16 protein-coding genes and 1 pseudogene are annotated in these 15,051 nt (G+C 72.1%); 9 read left to right on the forward strand and 8 right to left on the reverse strand.

Going from position 1 to position 15,051, the window contains the following annotated elements; all coding sequences use genetic code 11:
- Window positions 1–7: 7 nt before the first annotated feature.
- The 4 genes and pseudogenes from BLW63_RS29195 to BLW63_RS16235 all read left to right on the forward strand — a co-directional run.
- Window positions 8–115: pseudogene (locus BLW63_RS29195) on the forward strand (hypothetical protein); the annotation flags it as partial.
- Window positions 116–1,127: 1,012 nt separating this feature from the next.
- A complete protein-coding gene (locus BLW63_RS16225; RefSeq protein ID WP_139263587.1) occupies window positions 1,128–2,186 on the forward strand; it encodes a Vgb family protein in 1,059 nt (352 codons plus the stop codon).
- Window positions 2,187–2,503: 317 nt separating this feature from the next.
- Window positions 2,504–3,049: a transposase domain-containing protein gene (locus BLW63_RS28970; RefSeq protein ID WP_091158447.1), complete on the forward strand. Its 546-nt coding sequence runs from the start codon at window positions 2,504–2,506 to the stop codon at window positions 3,047–3,049.
- Between the two features lie 75 nt (window positions 3,050–3,124).
- Window positions 3,125–4,042 carry a DUF1996 domain-containing protein gene (locus BLW63_RS16235; protein WP_170856809.1) on the forward strand — a complete coding sequence of 306 codons (918 nt, stop codon included), beginning with the start codon at window positions 3,125–3,127 and terminating at the stop codon, window positions 4,040–4,042.
- 678 nt (window positions 4,043–4,720) lie between these two features.
- Here the strand turns inward: BLW63_RS16235 and BLW63_RS16240 are convergent.
- From BLW63_RS16240 to BLW63_RS16265, 6 genes are all read right to left on the reverse strand, one after another.
- Window positions 4,721–5,572, reverse strand: coding sequence for an ABC transporter permease (locus tag BLW63_RS16240; protein ID WP_091158452.1), 852 nt, complete (start codon window positions 5,570–5,572; stop codon window positions 4,721–4,723).
- Window positions 5,572–6,507, reverse strand: a complete 936-nt coding sequence (locus tag BLW63_RS16245; RefSeq protein ID WP_091158454.1) for an ABC transporter ATP-binding protein — start codon at window positions 6,505–6,507, stop codon at window positions 5,572–5,574. Before BLW63_RS16245 ends, BLW63_RS16240 begins: the two co-directional genes overlap by 1 nt.
- A 130-nt stretch (window positions 6,508–6,637) precedes the next feature.
- Window positions 6,638–7,318, reverse strand: coding sequence for a class I SAM-dependent methyltransferase (locus tag BLW63_RS16250; RefSeq protein ID WP_170856810.1), 681 nt, complete (start codon window positions 7,316–7,318; stop codon window positions 6,638–6,640).
- A gap of 43 nt (window positions 7,319–7,361) precedes the next feature.
- Entirely contained in the window at window positions 7,362–7,925 is a 564-nt protein-coding gene (locus tag BLW63_RS16255) for a hypothetical protein (protein WP_091158458.1), read from the reverse strand.
- A gap of 191 nt (window positions 7,926–8,116) precedes the next feature.
- Window positions 8,117–8,770 carry a response regulator gene (locus tag BLW63_RS16260; RefSeq protein ID WP_091158461.1) on the reverse strand — a complete coding sequence of 218 codons (654 nt, stop codon included), beginning with the start codon at window positions 8,768–8,770 and terminating at the stop codon, window positions 8,117–8,119.
- Window positions 8,767–9,867 carry a sensor histidine kinase gene (locus BLW63_RS16265; protein ID WP_170856811.1) on the reverse strand — a complete coding sequence of 367 codons (1,101 nt, stop codon included), beginning with the start codon at window positions 9,865–9,867 and terminating at the stop codon, window positions 8,767–8,769. The genes BLW63_RS16260 and BLW63_RS16265 overlap by 4 nt, the downstream gene beginning before the upstream one ends.
- Window positions 9,868–10,724: 857 nt before the next feature.
- Here BLW63_RS16265 and BLW63_RS16270 point away from each other — a divergent pair.
- From BLW63_RS16270 to BLW63_RS16280, 3 genes are all read left to right on the forward strand, one after another.
- The gene (locus tag BLW63_RS16270) at window positions 10,725–10,919 is read left to right on the forward strand and encodes a hypothetical protein (protein ID WP_091158467.1); all 195 of its coding nucleotides are present in this window, start codon (window positions 10,725–10,727) and stop codon (window positions 10,917–10,919) included.
- A gap of 403 nt (window positions 10,920–11,322) precedes the next feature.
- Complete coding sequence (locus BLW63_RS16275; protein ID WP_091158469.1) at window positions 11,323–12,264, forward strand: NAD(P)H-binding protein; 942 nt, start codon at window positions 11,323–11,325, stop codon at window positions 12,262–12,264.
- Window positions 12,261–13,025 carry a CPBP family intramembrane glutamic endopeptidase gene (locus BLW63_RS16280; protein WP_244522624.1) on the forward strand — a complete coding sequence of 255 codons (765 nt, stop codon included), beginning with the start codon at window positions 12,261–12,263 and terminating at the stop codon, window positions 13,023–13,025. The genes BLW63_RS16275 and BLW63_RS16280 overlap by 4 nt, the downstream gene beginning before the upstream one ends.
- 63 nt (window positions 13,026–13,088) lie before the next feature.
- Here BLW63_RS16280 and BLW63_RS16285 read toward each other — a convergent pair whose 3' ends face one another.
- Both BLW63_RS16285 and BLW63_RS16290 read right to left on the reverse strand, forming a co-directional pair.
- Window positions 13,089–13,520, reverse strand: a complete 432-nt coding sequence (locus BLW63_RS16285; RefSeq protein ID WP_091158474.1) for a hypothetical protein — start codon at window positions 13,518–13,520, stop codon at window positions 13,089–13,091.
- Window positions 13,517–13,765 (reverse strand): hypothetical protein, encoded by a 249-nt coding sequence (locus BLW63_RS16290; protein ID WP_091158476.1) that lies wholly within the window; start codon window positions 13,763–13,765, stop codon window positions 13,517–13,519. Before BLW63_RS16290 ends, BLW63_RS16285 begins: the two co-directional genes overlap by 4 nt.
- Here BLW63_RS16290 and BLW63_RS26175 point away from each other — a divergent pair.
- Window positions 13,749–13,982 (forward strand): hypothetical protein, encoded by a 234-nt coding sequence (locus BLW63_RS26175; RefSeq protein ID WP_139263591.1) that lies wholly within the window; start codon window positions 13,749–13,751, stop codon window positions 13,980–13,982. The genes BLW63_RS16290 and BLW63_RS26175 overlap by 17 nt on opposite strands.
- Window positions 13,952–14,860: an NAD-dependent epimerase/dehydratase family protein gene (locus tag BLW63_RS16295; RefSeq protein WP_091158826.1), complete on the forward strand. Its 909-nt coding sequence runs from the start codon at window positions 13,952–13,954 to the stop codon at window positions 14,858–14,860. Before BLW63_RS26175 ends, BLW63_RS16295 begins: the two co-directional genes overlap by 31 nt.
- Window positions 14,861–15,051 lie beyond the last annotated feature (191 nt).

The raw sequence follows: 15,051 nt of genomic DNA on the forward strand, positions 1-15,051 counted from the left end.
GATCGCGATGGCCGACGGCGAGATCGCGGGCCACGTCTGCTGTACACGCGCGCGGCTGCTGCCAGGTGAGCAGCCGGTCCTCTGCCTGGGTCCACTCGGCGTGCGGCAGAGTCATCAGCAACGGGGTGTCGGGGCCGCCCTGATGCACGCCATCCTCGGCGCCGCCGACGCGCTCGACGAACCCCTGGTCGTCCTGCTCGGGCACCCGGACTACTACCCCCGCTTCGGCTTCCGGCCGGCGGCCCGAGATCGGCGTGGAGCCCGAGAACCCCGAGTGGGCTCCGTTCTTCCAGGCCCGCACCTTGACCGGCTACCGCCCGGAGCTCAGAGGTCGGTTCCGCTACCCGCAGCCCTTCAACGACCTCTGAGCCAGTCGACGGTCCGGGGCGAGAGCGACATCTCCTTCCGGTGGGCTCGACGATCGGTCCGAAGAGGATCGCGTGCGATGCGAACAGCGGTGGTTGGCGCCACGGCCTGGTTGGACGGCCGACCCTCGGCGCCCTGCAGCAGCGTGGCCACGCCGTGGTCCCGGTGTCCGCTCGACGGGCGTGGAACTCGTCACCGGAGCGGGCTTGGACGAAGCGCTGGACGGCGTCGACGCCGTGGTCGACGTGACGAACACCGTGGCCGCGGACCCGGCGAAGGCTGAGCGGTTCTCCGAATCCGCTACCGGCAACCTCCTGGCGGCCGAGCATCGTGTCGGTGTCCGCCACCACGTGGTGGTGTCGATCTGGGGTTCCCCCGAGACCGCGGAGGCATCAGCTATGAGGGGTAGCGATGCTAGAGATCCGCAAGAAGTACGACCGGGAGTTCCGCGACGGGGCGGTCCAGATCGTCGAGGAGACCCGGGAAGCCGATCGCCCAGGTCGCCCGTGACAGCGGCGTCGCCGGGCTGACGAAGCCTGTGGAGAGCCATCGCGGCGGCCTCAGCCGGTCCGGTTGGCTGAGTGGGGCTGGTCGGGTGTCATCCACCCCCCGGCGGGCGCGCTCCTCATGGCGTAGGGGACCACGCCGCCAAGGCGTCGCGGCGTCCGGCCCCGCTGACCCGGCGCAGCGGCACGCCGTGCGCGCGAGCCGCCGCCTGCGGACGACCCGGTCCCGAATCGGCAACGGTCCACCATCCGACCGTGCCTGCAGCCCGCGTACTAGGAGTCGTCGGGCCCCGCGCCCGCACCGGAGCCGCCGTTGGGGGGGTGCTGGTCCTGCTACTCACCGCCTGCGGCGCCGACGACGGCGGGTCGGCCTCGGGCGGGACGGCTGGCACCAGCACGGCGCCTCCCGCCGAGCTCCCTGAGGCCGAGGACATCAGCGGCCTCCCCGGAGCGATCCCGGGCGAGCCCTTCCCGGACTTCGCCCTCGCCCGCGACGGGGTCGTGTGGATCAGCGGGGTGCAGCCGGGGATCGTCGGCTACGACGGCGCGACCGGCGAGCAGCGGGCCGCCGTCGAGACGTCGGACGTCATGCTCGCCATGGACGCCGGCTTCGGCGCGCTGTGGGCAGTCGAGGCCTCCGACGGCCAGTACCCGGACACCGTCCTGCGTATCGACCCGGCCACCGGCCAGGTGACCGCGCGGATCCCGGCACCCGAGCCCGGGGTGCTGCCGGAGTCCTCCCTCGCCGTCACGGACGACGCGGTCTGGGCCCTGACCGGCCAGTTCGAGGACCCCGAGGACCGCAGCCTGGCCGCCGTGGACCCGACAGCCGGCACGGTCCGCGACGTCTTCCCCGCACCGCCGGGCGCAGCCGCCGTCCGGGGCGGCTTCGGATCCCTGTGGATCTCGGTGGCCGACGGCTCGGTCGTCCGGGTGGACCCCGCCGACGGGAGCACCCAGGCCACCATCGACACCGGCCGCGGCTCCCGGTTCCTGACGGTCACCGACGACGCGGTGTGGGTCCTCAACAACCTCGACGGCACGGTGTCCCGCATCGACCCCGACACCGACGATGTCGTGGCCACGGTGACCGTCTCCGCCGGGAGCGTCCAGGGCGGGGACATCGCCGCCGGCGACGGGAGCGTGTGGGCGCGCACCACCGAGGAGCTTGCGACCGAGGTCGACGCGCAGACCAACGAGGTGCTCCGGGTGCTCGGTCCCCCGGCCGGCAGCGGCAGCGTGGCGGTGGCCGGCGGCATGGTGTGGCTCACCGCGCACGACGTCCGAACCACCTACCGGGTGCCGCTGTCCTGACCGCGGTCAGGCCCGCGTCGCGTCAACCAGTTGCGGGAGGTCGTGGGCAGCGAGGTCGACGTCCTTGTAGCCAATTCCGCCAACTTGGCGCGTTCCTGCAGGTCAGGGTTCGTGGGCGCCTGGCGGGTGGCCATCCGGTGATCGGCATGGCCGTGCGGTGAGGCGCGAAGCTCCCCGGTAGGACCAAGATCAACGTCCTCCGGGAGCTCCGATGCTGATGTTTGCCACCCTCGCTTTCCCGCGGTCGCCTCGCCAGCCCCCGAACCCGGCACCGTTTCGGCAGCGTCGGGGGGAAGGGACTGCCGCTGCGTCTGGGCATGCTGACCAAGCAGATTCCGCCGGCGCTGGTCGATGAGGCGGTGGCCGACGCCGGTGGCCTCCAGCGGCGCTGCCGGCTGCTGCCGGCCCGTGCGGTGATGTACTTCGTGCTCGGCCTGTGCCTAGCGGCGCCGACCGTCGACTTCCTCGTGCCCAACATGGTCGGCATGAACGTGCAGGTCGCACAGAACACCATGCAGGCGAACGGCGTTATGTACTCCATCTCGCACGACCTGCTGGCATGCATAATCAGGTGCTGGACGGCAACTGGCAGGTCTGCACCCAGAACATTACCGCTGGCCAACAGGTTGTTGGGCGACGTCGAAGGCCAGATCGACTTCGGGGGGGGTCCAGCTTTGAGGAGCGGTGCCCGTGACCGCGGATCCCCGAAGCGAGGACAAGAAGGTAGCCAGGGACTCCCGAAGGCCCGTCCTTCCCTCCCGTGCAGGGAAGGGTGGGCAGCGGAGGCTCGCCCTCAACAAGGAGGCATCAGATATCCGCCGCGAGCAAGCGCCCACACGATGACTCGTAGGCCGCTGCGGTAGGCGACACCGGGTGAAGTGACTCCGTCGGCTGAACACCTCCAGACTCGGCCCATGTGGGGTCGTGTGGCTGCGTCGGTGGCGGCGGTGTTCGTGGTGGCGGCGGCGATGACTCCCGCCCCGGACGGGGCCGCCGTGCGGGCCGTGCCGGTGGACGTGCACTGGATCGTGGAGTGCGACCAGGTGGGCACGGCGCACATCGACCCGATCCTGAACCCGGGCGGGTCGTGGCCTCATCTGCACACGTTCGGGGGGAACCCGGCGGTGCACGCGTCGTCGACGGCCGGCCAGTTGTTCGAGGAAGGCTCGGGGTGCAAGGACTCGGCGGACCGGTCGGCGTACTGGCAGCCGACGTTGGTGAATGAGGCCGGTCAGCCGGTGGTGCCCGAGTCGTTCCGCGCCTACTACCGGGCAGGTGAGGTGAACCCACAGCTGATCGAGCCGGCGCCGTTCGGTCTCCGTCTGGTGGTGGGGAATCCGATGGCGACATCGCGGCAACCGCTTGACATCAACTACCTGTGCTTGGGGACGTCGTATGCGCTGGTGAACTCCGTCCACGACACCGCGGTGGACTGTGGGCGGGGGAAGTTCCTGCGGTCGGACGTTGAGTTCCCGCAGTGCTGGGACGGGGTGAACCTGTGGCTGCAGGGGGTGGCGCATATGGCGTATCCGCGGGGCGGTGACTGCCCGGGATCGCACCCGGTGGCGATTCCGCAGCTGTCGCTGGAGTCCTCCTACGCGGAGGGGTCGACGTACGAGGGGATGCGGTTCGAGGGCGGGCTGTCGCCGTACGGGCTGCACGCGGACGCGATCCTGGCGTGGGACCCGGGCAAGATGACGACGTTGGTGGAGGGGTGTCTGAACGCGGGCCGGGTGTGCGGGGACGTGACCGACGAGGTGCGGCCGTTCTCGGGGACGGATCGGCGGGGGACGTTACCGCTGCCGACGGTGCCCGACGTGTCGGCGGCCGAGTCGGCATCGACCGGGCACGAGTAGCACGCGACCACCCCGAGTGGGTCGGCGCCGACGGGTGCGGCTGGGACTGCGGCCCGACGTGCTGCCGCCGAGAAGTCGACGGTGGGGCTCGGGACGCCGTGGTCTGCGGTGGCGACTGGCTGGGGTGGGACTGCGCCATGACAGGTAAGTCGGAGTTGCCGAGGCGGCGGCGTCAGAACGTGCCCGGTGGTCGTTCAACCACATCCCACCAGGTGTACGCGACGAAACGCGTCGTCCTCAAGCGTGGCTTCGAGGCCCGGAAGGACGCCGCAGCGGCTCTGCGCGCGCAGATCCGCAAGATCGAATTGGAAGGGCGAGCCGTCCAAGCAGCGCCTCTACGCCTACCTCGCCGAATGGGTCCAGGGGCAAAGGTTGCGCCCCCGAGCGGGTCAATCAACGGCGGCCCACTGCTACCGGCGTTCATCGCCATTTCCACGACTCCGAGCGCAGGTGCTGGCGACGCCGCTGAGCAGGACCCGCAACGGGTCGTTCGCCGGGCTGTTGGGGACCACCCCGGGCAGCTGGGTCACGGTCGGACCCCTTCCCTCGGCACTGGCGGCGCCGTCCCGCGGTAAGACCGGTGCCGGAACCAGCATTCATCGGCCATGGACGGCCTCCGCTGGCGTGTCCGCCCTCTCGCCTGATACGGGCGGACAGCGGCGCAGGCTCGGGTCGCCGTCACGCGAGATCCCGGCGCCGGATGAGGAGCAGGGTCGCCGCGGTGAACGCGACGAAGTACGTGGCCAGGGCTGCCAGCGCGGTCGTGCCGGGAAGGATGGTCAGCACACCCGGCGCGCCACCGGACTGCCCGCTCGCGCCCAGTGCTCCGACCAGCGAGCCTGCGGCGGTGCCGGGCAAGTGGTCCGTCACCACGGCCAGCCCGCCGAGCAGCCCGGACACGCCGCGGAGAAGGTTCTCCACCACCAGCGCCCACACCAGGCCGAGGCCGACGGCGAGCGCGGGACTCCGCGCCAGGCTGCCGAGCAGCATTCCGGCGGTGGTCCACATGCCCAGCACCAGCAGGCCGACGCTGACCGCTTCGAGCAGCTCGCCGGCCGGTGGTAGGTCGACCGGTCGTGACTCCGCGAGCGCCAGGGCGTTGGACACGCCCAGATCGACGGCGGCGGTGCCGAGCACGACGCCGAGGACCACGGTCGCCAGCGCCATCACGGTCCCGCCGACCGCGGCCGGACGACTCGGACCCTGCGTGAGCACGGTCTTCCAGGTACCCCAGCCGTAGCCGCTCCCGGCGGCGAGCGCTCCGAGGATCATCAGGATGGCCCCGCCGAACATCGGCATGCCCTGCACCAGCACAGCAGGGACAGCATCCGGGAGGACGCCGGCGAGCAGCTCCTCGCCGGGCACTCCGGTGTTCGGCCCGGCGCTGTCGCCGGTGCGGTAGGCGATGTAGTCGAACACGTACCCGAACACGACGTTGAGGGTCAACCAGGTTGCGGCGAGCACCCACAGGGCCGGCCACCGATACAGCCGGAGCAGTTCGCCTCGGGTGCTGCGGATGAGCGCGGTCATCAGGAGACCTCCTGCGCGGTCGGGGCGGACGGCGGCCCGCCAGGGTCGGGGCCGGTCATCTGGAAGAAGACCTCCTCGAGCGAGCGCTCGGCGGCCCGGACTTCGAGCACGTCGACGCCGTCGGCGACCAGCTCGCGGACGAGGCGGGGGACCAGCGAGGCCTCGGCGTCCAGGCGCAGTCCGGCGTCGGCGACCTCGACGGCGTCGTCCCCGGCCAGCTGCATCGCCACGGCGAGAGCCCGGTCCAGCGGATGGGCTCGCAGCAGCAGGGCGTCGGCCCCGCGGAGGTCGGCAACCGTGCCCTCGGCCACCAGCCGGCCCTCGGCGATGACCCCGACCCGGTTGCAGATCTCCTGCACCTCGGCGAGCAGGTGGCTGGACAGCAGAACGGTCTGCCCCCCGGCAGCCACATCGACGAGCAGACGGCGCATGTCGGCCATCCCGGCCGGGTCCAGGCCGTTGGTGGGCTCGTCGAGGACCAACAGGTCCGGGTCGCCGAGCAGGGCGGCAGCCACCCCCAGACGCTGTTTCATGCCCAGGGAGTAGGAGCGGAACCGGTCCCCGCCGCGCGGCCCGAGGCCGACCCGGTCCAGGGCAGCGTCGGCGGCGCGGTCACTCAACCCCCGGTAGCGGGACAGCACTCGCAGGTTGTCACGTCCCGACAGGTAGGGGTAGAAGCCCGGGCCTTCGACCAGCGCGCCGACGCGGGCGAGGACCGCGGGGCTGCCCGGACGTGCCCCGAGCACGCTCGCCCGGCCACCGCTGGGCCGGATGAGGCCCAGCAGCATCCGCAGAGTCGTGGTCTTGCCGGCGCCGTTGGGCCCCAGGAAGCCGAACACCTCGCCAGGCCGGACGGTCAGGCTCACGGAGTCGACCGCGAGCCGGTCCGCGTAGCGCTTGGTCAGCCGCTCGGCGCGTACGACGGTCCCGTCCATGCCCACCAGGCTGCCGCCGGCTGTGGCCCCGCGCGTCGGTCACCGGGCGGTTCTGGGGCTACGCCCTGCGACGTACTGCGCCGGGTTCCCGCCCTCGCCGGTCGCCAAGGTGAGCGCCGCCCGGCAGTGACTACCGGCCCCGGCCGGCTACGATCAGCGCTCCGCGCTTGGTGACGACCAGGGGCGCGCGCAGCCCGTCGGCTGCCGCACGGGCGACCGCGATCGGCACCTGTCGGACCACCAGGTAGTCGCGGATCGCGGTGGCGTCGGGCAGCGTCACGAGTGGTGCGTCCCAGCGGAACACGGTCACCGATTCGAAGACCTGCGCGATCAGTCGGGGCGCGTCCTCGGCGTCGAAGCTCGTGGCCGGCCGGGTCCAGTACGCCGCCAGTTCCGGTGAGTCCGTCCGTGCGACCGTGGCCGCCAGCAGGTGCCCCCCGACGCGAAGCACCCGGCGCGCCTCGCGCACCGCGGGCAACGGATCCGGCAGGTGGTAGAGCACGTTCAACGCGGTGATGGCGTCGACGGCGCGGTCCCGTACGGGCAGCCGGGCGGCGTCGGCCTGCACCGCCGGGGACGGATGGTCGCGCAGCAGCGTGTGGGACGTGTCGAGGCCGACCAGCCACGGGGCAGGAGCGGCGAGCGCCGCCCGCAGCGCGCCGTCCGCGCAGCCGACGTCGAGGACCGTGCCCGCGCCCAGCTCGGCGAGCAGCTGCGCGACCCGGTTGTACAGGTCGACGGTTGTGTGCACCCTCGCGAGCTGCCTCCCCAGCCGGTAGCGGCCCGGGTCGGAGTCGTAGTCGCGCGGCACGCCCGCCGGGGGAGGCGGTCCGTCCGCCGCTGTCACGTCCGGCTCAACGGTCCACCGGCGGTGTGGCTGCCGAGCGACGGATCTTCCCCCATGGCTTGAATACCGACAGGGCCATGGCGATCAGCACCAGGGTGCTCGACACCACGGGCGGGAAGACCAGGTCCCCGACCGCCGGGGGAGCGGTGCCCTCCAGCAGTGCTTCACGGGCCGCCTCGGACACGTCACCGACGCCGGGGCGCAGGAGGAACAGGACGAGGGTGACCAGCGTGACGTTGAGCACCAGCTTGATCGCCACCCACCAGTAGCGCACCAACCCGTACTTGGAGCCGAGGCCGAGCAGGAGGCCGCTGACCAGGCACGTCGATCCGACGACCACCAGCGGCCAGACGGTGAACAGAGCCAGGGACTGCAGGGCCACCGCAGCCCGCTGCCCGTCACCGGTCAGCAGCGCGATGCCGACCATGACGCCGAGGACGACGTCGATACCCAACCAGGCGCCGGCCGCGGCGATGTGGGTGAGGAGCGTGATCTTGCGGGCACGCGGGCTCAGCCGGAACCGCGGTCGGCCCTCCGGCCGGCTCACCGGCCTCGTCGCCACGTCGATCATTCCGGTCACCTCGCCGACTCGTCCACCGCTTGACCGCACCCACGATGGTTGCCGGGCGGGTCGGTGTCGTCGGTCACCGGACGACATCCTCACTACGTCCCCCGGCGTAGATCTGCGCCCCTCCGCTCATGGGCGAGGGGCCGGCGGCGGCGGGCGACCGCCGTCGTGCGCCGCGTCGATGCGGACCTCGGTCAGCCGGCGAGGCCGGACTGGAAGGCGAAGACCACCAGCTGTGCGCGGTCGCGGGCACCGAGCTTGAGCATCGCCCGACTGACGTGGGTTCGTGCGGTGGCAGGACTGACGACCAGGCGCTCGGCGATCTCGGAATTGCTGAGCCCCTCGGCGGCCAGGGACACGACCTCACGCTCTCGGTCGGTGAGCTGGTCGAGGTGAGGGTGTGGCGCGGTGCGCCGTGGGCCCCTCTCGACGAACTCCCGGATCAGCTTCCGCGTCGCCCGGGGGTCGAGCAGTGCACCGCCGTCGGCGACCGTGGTGATGGCGCGGAGGAGCTCCGCCGGCGGGGTGTCCTTCAGCAGGAAGCCGCTGGCGCCCATCCGCAGCGCGTCGAAGACGTACTCGTCGCGTTCGAACGTGGTCAGCACGATGATCCGGATGTCGTCCAGGCCGTCGGTGGAGGTGATCCGCCGGGTCGCCTCCAGCCCGTCGATGCCTGGCATCCGGATGTCCATGAGAATCACGTCCGGATGGAGCTCGCGGGCGAGGTCGACCGCGCCGAGGCCGTCGCCGGCCTCCCCGGCGACGGTGAAGCCGTTCTCGTTCTCCAGCAGCGTCCTGAGCCCCAGCCTGATCAGATCCTGGTCGTCGACCAGCATCACCGAGATCACCGGTCACCCCTCGGCAGCCAGGCGCGCACCACGAACCGGCCGTCCGGTTCGGGGCCGGCCTCGAACCGTCCTCGCTGGGCGAGCACCCGGTCGCGCATCCCGGTCAGCCCCATGCCGGTGCTGCGGGCGGGGATCGGCGTCGGCACGCGATCTGAGTGCGGGCTGGCGATCTCGAGGTGTGCACCGTCGTCCCGGTGATCGACCACGATGACGGCATCCTTCCGATCGGCGTGCTTGAGCACGTTGGTCATCGCCTCCTGCACGACCCGGTAGGCGGCCAGCTCCGCCGACCGTGCCAGGGGTGCAGGAGTGCCGCGGACGTCGACAGACACGCGCAGGCCGGCCTCCCGCATCCGCTGGTAGAGCGCGTCGAGGTCGGCGATGCCGGGGCCGGCCGACGCTTGCGGTGTCCCGCGGACCATGCCGAGCGTCGAACGCAGTTCCTCGAGAGCCTGGGTGCTGGTCCGACTCACGGCCTCCAGGGCAGGTCTGGCCTGCTCGGGCCGCTTGTCCAGCAGGTGGAGCGCGACATCGGCCTGCATCTTGATCGCCGCCAGGCCGTGGCCCACGACGTCGTGCACCTCCTGGGCGACTCGTAGCCGCTCGTCGGCGATGCCACGTTCGACGGCCGCCCGCCGTCCGGCGTCGATCGAGGCGACGGTGCTCCCGATGGCGAAGGGCACGGCGACCCAGGCCGACGCCGGGATCAGGCCGAGCGCTCCCGGAAGGGCCTCGTCGTTGAACAAGAGGTGCAGCAGCAGGACGCCCAGCGCGAGAAGGGCAGCGGGAACGGCGGTGCGCCACGGCATGTGGCGGGCGACGGTGTAGACGGCGATCGCCATCAGCACCAGCATCGGTCCGTAGGGGTAGCCGACCGACAGGTAACCGGTGGTGCAGACCGTGGTCGCGGCCAGTACGGGCAGGGGCGCGGCCCGGCGCCACATCAGGGCCGCCGCGCACGCCGTGACGAGGACGTAGCCGCCGGCATCGAGCTCACGGTCCGCCGGCGAGACTCGGCCCACCGCCCACGTCCAGGCCAGCACGAGGACGCCGATACCGACGGTGAACACCAGGTCGCGCCTCCCGTGCGAACCCACCGGCTCATGATCGCCCATGGACAGCGGCGTGGCGTCAGCCGAGGCGCGACTCGTGGCGTACGTCGGCGGGCGTAGCGGCCACGGCGCGTCCGCCACCTTCGCCGCGCGATCCGCTCCCGGTCTTGTCGAAGACCGCCTTCAGGTGGTCCTCCCCGGTGCAGGCCGTGAGTCGCAGGCGGTCGGCGTTCTTGTCACCGGAGAAGCCCAGAGCATCGCAAGGGCAGACGGAAAGACGCCCGGTCCCTGACGTGATGAGACACCCGAGCGATGTGGTGTCCGAGGGGCGACTCGCTACATACGCACACGCCTTCGGCGGTGATCGGTGAACGTCCGGCGCAACCACGCGTCCACGGTGAGTGGGTCCGCGGTGATGCTTCCCGTCTCCGCGGGGTCGACGTCCAGTCGGGCCGTGCGGGCCCTCGTCGTCCCGGGCGAGCCAAGTCCGGCCGTCGTCGGTAATGAGTCGTCGGTAATGACGAGTGGGCACGAGACGATCTCGGGGTGCTCGGCCGGGCCCGAAATGCATCCGGGACGTGACCCTCGGCACCAGCCGGGGCAACGAACCACAGGCCCCGAAAATCAACGATGTCCCGAGACACCTGTGAAGGGGTGCTCGGGACATCCCAGTGGTGTCCGAGTGGCGACTCGGTACATGGCCCAAGGCGTATACCCCGGCGGAACTGGACGACCGTTCATCGAAGGGCCAGGTCAGGCGCCGGAAGCGTCGGTCGACCAGATGTCGAAGAGGGGACTTGGAGGCCTGGGGGTGGTCGATTGCCCACGCGGCGCACAGGCAGCGGCATGCACCGAAGCGAAGCCGGTGCATCCGCGCCCACCGGCGGAGACGAAGACAGGCCATGAGCGTGATCACCGCAGACGGCGCCCCGGATGTCCTCGTGGAGTTCGAGTTGGTTCGCCTGGACCTGGCGGCGGCCACCGCGGCCCTGCGTCACAAGGACACGCCTGCCGCGCGTGGGGAGGTCGCGAACTGCAGGGCGCGGATCGACAGGATCCTCGACTCATGGAACGCCGGCGTCCGAGTCCCGCTGTGACTCGGCCGTCGTCACCTCGAACTCGGACGGCCTTGCTGAGGGCTTGTGGACGAGCCGTCGGCGCTCACGGCGGTCGCCAGATTAGCGTCCGGGCGTCCGCCCCTCTGACACCGTCACCAGTAGCCGGTATTCGGCTCGGCCACCGTTACAGAGGCGGCGACGGGAGCCTCTCGACGCTGCTGCAGGCGGCGCACGGCGGGGGACCGACGAGCCGGCCAGTGCCTCCGTGGAGGCTGACGTCAGCCCCTCACACACGAGATTCTGAGGAGAACCAGTGTCCGCGGGGGGACACGGCACTTCCTGCACACGCCTCCACTGGCGTGGACGGATCCACGGCTGACATGGGTCCGCTGCCGGCGCCGGACGAGTCGCGCCCACCGCCCACCCGGGTCACCCTGGGCCGGTGAGGATCCTGGTCACCGGCGCGTCGGGGTTCGTGGGCAGCCGGCTGGCCACCGCGCTCGACGGGGAAGGCCACGAGGTCCGGGCGATGACCCGACGCCCGGAGCGCTACGAGGGGGCCGGCAGCCCGGTCGCCGGAGACGTCGGGGAGGAGCGATCGCTGCGGGAGGCACTCGAGGGCTGCGGGGTGGCCTACTACCTGGTGCACTCCCTCGACGACCCGGACTTCGAGCGCAAGGACGCCGACGCGGCGCGCGCCTTCGCCCGAGCCGCGGCCGCGACCGGGATCGACCGGATCGTCTACCTCGGCGGACTGGGCCAGGACAGTGACCAGTTGTCCCGGCACCTGCGCAGCCGCCGCGAGGTCGAGCGGCTCCTGGGCGGCACCGGTGTGCCGGTGACGGTGCTGCGCGCGGGCATCGTGGTCGGACACGGCGGGGTGTCCTGGGAGCTGACCCGCCAGCTCGTGGCGCACCTGCCCGCCATGGTCACTCCCCGGTGGGTCAGCACGCGCACGCAGCCGATCGCGGTCGCCGACGTCGTCCGGTATTTGGTCGGTGTCCTCGACGCACAGGAGGCCGCCGGGCGGGTGTTCGAGGTGGGGGGCCCGGAGGTGCTCACCTACCTGCAGATGATGACCCGGGTCGCCGAGATCCAGAACCGGCACCTGTTCGTCGTCCCCGTCCCGCTGCTCAGCCCGCAGCTGTCCTCGCGCTGGCTGGCCCTGGTCACCGACGTCGACGTGGCCACCGGCCGCTCGCTCATCGATTCCATGACCAACGAGGTGGTCGTCACCGACGACGCCATCCGCTCGGTCGTGCCCTTCGACCCGATGGACTACGACGAGATGGTCATGGCCGCCCTGGTCGAACGGGCACAGCAACGCCGGCGGCAGGTCGGTGAGCGGCGCGGCGGATGGCTGAGCCGCGGAGCGCGGCGGTGACCCGCCTCCGTGCGGTCCGGGTGCTGCGGGCCCGGGTGTGGCGGGCGGCCGCGCCGCTGCTGCGGCGCGTGCCCCGGGACCACTGGGAGAGCGACGAGGCCTTCCGGCGCCGCCGGCGGGTCACCGGCGCCACCGCGGTCACCGGCGCGTCGCTGCTGGGAGTGTCGCTGTCGACGCCGCCGGGCTCACCACGGTTCTACTGGCTGACCCTCGGGGTCGCCGGCACCTGGGCGGTCGGCGGGCTGGCGTCCGGGCCGCTGCACCTGGGACGGATGTTCGGGCCCGGAGAACGGTTGCGCCGGCCGGTGCTCACGCCGGTCGTCTCGGGAGTCGGCGCCTTCGGGGCCTTCTACGCCGCGGCGCTGGTCGCCCGGCGGATCCCTGTCCTGGAACGGGCGATCGGCTCGGTGCTCCGCTACGCCGACCAGGGGACGACCCCGCTCGTGCTCACCACCACGCTGGTCAACGGCGTGGCAGAGGAGGTGTTCTTCCGCGGCTCGGTCTACGCGGCGGCGGGCGCGGCCCGGCCGGTGCTTGCCTCGACCGCGGTCTACGGGCTGGCCACCACGGCCACCCGCAACCCGGCGCTCGTGCTGGCGAGCGTGCCGATGGGTCTGCTCTTCGCGCAACAGCGCAGGATCACCGGAGGGATCCAGGCGCCCATGCTCACGCACGTCGTGTGGTCGACCCTGATGCTCCGCTACCTGCCGCCGCTGTTCGCCCGCCGACTCGCAGAGGAGCGGTCGTCGTCACCGCAGTGAGGGCGGATGCCGGCCAGTGACGGGCCCGACGGGCGCGACCGGTTCGATGACCGGCCGCGCCGGTCAGCGGCGTCGGCGGGCGAGGACGGTCGCCAGCACCACCGCGACTGCGCTCGCGGCGAGCAGCCGGCGGCCGCGGCCGCCGGCGATCACCACCACGGCCGCGCGGGGCCGTACCCGCCGGGTGCCCAGCAGCAGCGCCCCGGCCGGCGAGTCGACGCCGGCACCGGCGACGGCCACCGGACGCGTGGGGGACTCCAGGTGCGCGGTGATCCCGGAGGCGGCCAGTGCCTCGGCCAGCTGGTCCAGGTCGCGCCGGCCCGGTGCGACCCCCGTGCGTGCAGTCGCCGCCTCACGGACCCGCGCCACGAAGGCGCCGACGTCCTCGGCGACGATCCGCACGTCCGCGCCGTCGGCGTGCACCTGCACGCCCGCCCCGTCCACCTCCAGCGACAGCTCACCGGACAGGTGCACGGGGCCGCGCGGGTCCGTCATCCCCGGCTGGCGTTCTCGGCGGTCGTGATGCGCAGGGTGCCGTTGAGCCGCCAGACGGCGCGCGGGGCATCCGGTCCGGTCTCGCGAGGCACCTCGACGACCATGTCGACGAACTCGTAGTTGATCGCGGCGCCCTTGCCGGTCAGGTAGGCCCACATCTCCTTGCCGAGGTCGGCGAAGCTGGTGGTCTCGTGGTTCTTGATGTCCCGGGAGCCGGTTGCGGCGTCGGTGCTGATCACGCTCATGGCTTCGATCTCCTCGCGCGTCGGGACGGCCGCCGACGTCCCCGACGACTCCGGTTGGGCGCTACCCGATTGCTCGTCCGCCGAACCCGTGGCGGCACGTGATGAGGACATCCGGTCGGTCCTCTGCGCCGGCGCGGTGAAGGACAGTGGGCGCGCCGCCGTCGAGACGCTGGCAGTGTGGGCGGCATGGCCGATGCCGCTTCCGTCGTCGCGGTGACCGGCGCGAACGGGTTGGTGGGCACCGCGGTGTGCCGGGCGCTCGTCGAGCGGTCGGTGCAGGTGCGCGCCGTCGTCCGCCGCGCCGGCAGCGTGCCCGCGATGGACGGAGTCACCGAGCACGTCGGCAATTTCGCCGACGAGCGCTTCGCCCGCTCCGTGGTCCAGGGCGCCGCTGCAGTCGTCACGACGGTCCATCCGATGGGCTCGTCCCGAGAGATGCAGCACCGGGTGGGGGTCGAGGGGACGGCGTTCCTCGCTCGGGCTGCTCGGGACGCCGGCGTGGCCCTGCTCGTGCACGTGTCCACGGCCGGGGTCTACGACCGCTCGGCCGGCGTCGGGGACGTCGCCGAGGACGGCGCTCTCCTGCCCGAGGGCAGCGGCGACTACCCCGACACCAAGAACGCCACCGACGGCGCGCTGGCGCAGGTCGGCGGGCTGACGACCGTGCTCGTCCGCCCGCCGGCGATCATGGGCGCTGGCGACACGTCGGTCTGGAACACGCTGCGACCACAGGCGATCAGCGACGGCGAGCGCCGGGCGAACCCGGCGAAGACCTGGGCGTGGGTACACGTCGACGACCTGGCGGCCTTCATCGCGGACGGCGCCACGGGGGCCGTCGCGACAGCCGATGACCCGGAACGAGGCCCCGTGGCCGGTGGCACGACGCCGGTGATCGTCGCGGGGGAGCGTGCGACGTGGCGGGACTACCTCGGCACGGTGACCGACGCACTGGGCGTCGAACCGCAGTGGACCGACGAGCCGGTCTGGACCGGGCAGTTGCTCACCGACCGCGCGCGCCGGTGGGGCTGGGTGCCGCGCGTGAGCCTCGCGCAAGCCATGGACGAGCTGCGGTCGGGCTTGACTACGCGCGCGTGACAGTGTCGACGTCATCGTGAGGCTGCCGCGAGGGGATGCGCTGTCGTCGGTTGAATACGAGCAGGCCGTGGCAGCGAACGCTACCGCCTACCTACCGAGGACGGTCAGTGCAGCTACTCGCGACGGCGGCTTCGAAGGCGCTGCCGAGGTGGTCGAGCCCGAGCAACGCTGGATCTTGCCGCGGGAACCGT

The organism is Geodermatophilus africanus (assembly GCF_900107105.1).
In the GTDB taxonomy this organism is placed as follows: domain Bacteria; phylum Actinomycetota; class Actinomycetes; order Mycobacteriales; family Geodermatophilaceae; genus Geodermatophilus; species Geodermatophilus africanus.

What these genes read in the sequence shown, in the direction of transcription:
- BLW63_RS16285 (WP_091158474.1), bottom strand. Translation starts at nt 13,520, where the DNA reads ATGACGGACCCGCGCGGCCCCGTGCACCTGTCCGGTGAGCTGTCGCTG.
- BLW63_RS16290 (WP_091158476.1), bottom strand. Translation starts at nt 13,765, where the DNA reads ATGAGCGTGATCAGCACCGACGCCGCAACCGGCTCCCGGGACATCAAG.
- BLW63_RS16270 (WP_091158467.1), top strand. Translation starts at nt 10,725, where the DNA reads ATGAGCGTGATCACCGCAGACGGCGCCCCGGATGTCCTCGTGGAGTTC.
- BLW63_RS28970 (WP_091158447.1), top strand. Translation starts at nt 2,504, where the DNA reads ATGCTGACCAAGCAGATTCCGCCGGCGCTGGTCGATGAGGCGGTGGCC.
- BLW63_RS16255 (WP_091158458.1), bottom strand. Translation starts at nt 7,925, where the DNA reads ATGATCGACGTGGCGACGAGGCCGGTGAGCCGGCCGGAGGGCCGACCG.
- BLW63_RS16245 (WP_091158454.1), bottom strand. Translation starts at nt 6,507, where the DNA reads ATGGACGGGACCGTCGTACGCGCCGAGCGGCTGACCAAGCGCTACGCG.
- BLW63_RS16295 (WP_091158826.1), top strand. Translation starts at nt 13,952, where the DNA reads ATGGCCGATGCCGCTTCCGTCGTCGCGGTGACCGGCGCGAACGGGTTG.
- BLW63_RS16240 (WP_091158452.1), bottom strand. Translation starts at nt 5,572, where the DNA reads ATGACCGCGCTCATCCGCAGCACCCGAGGCGAACTGCTCCGGCTGTAT.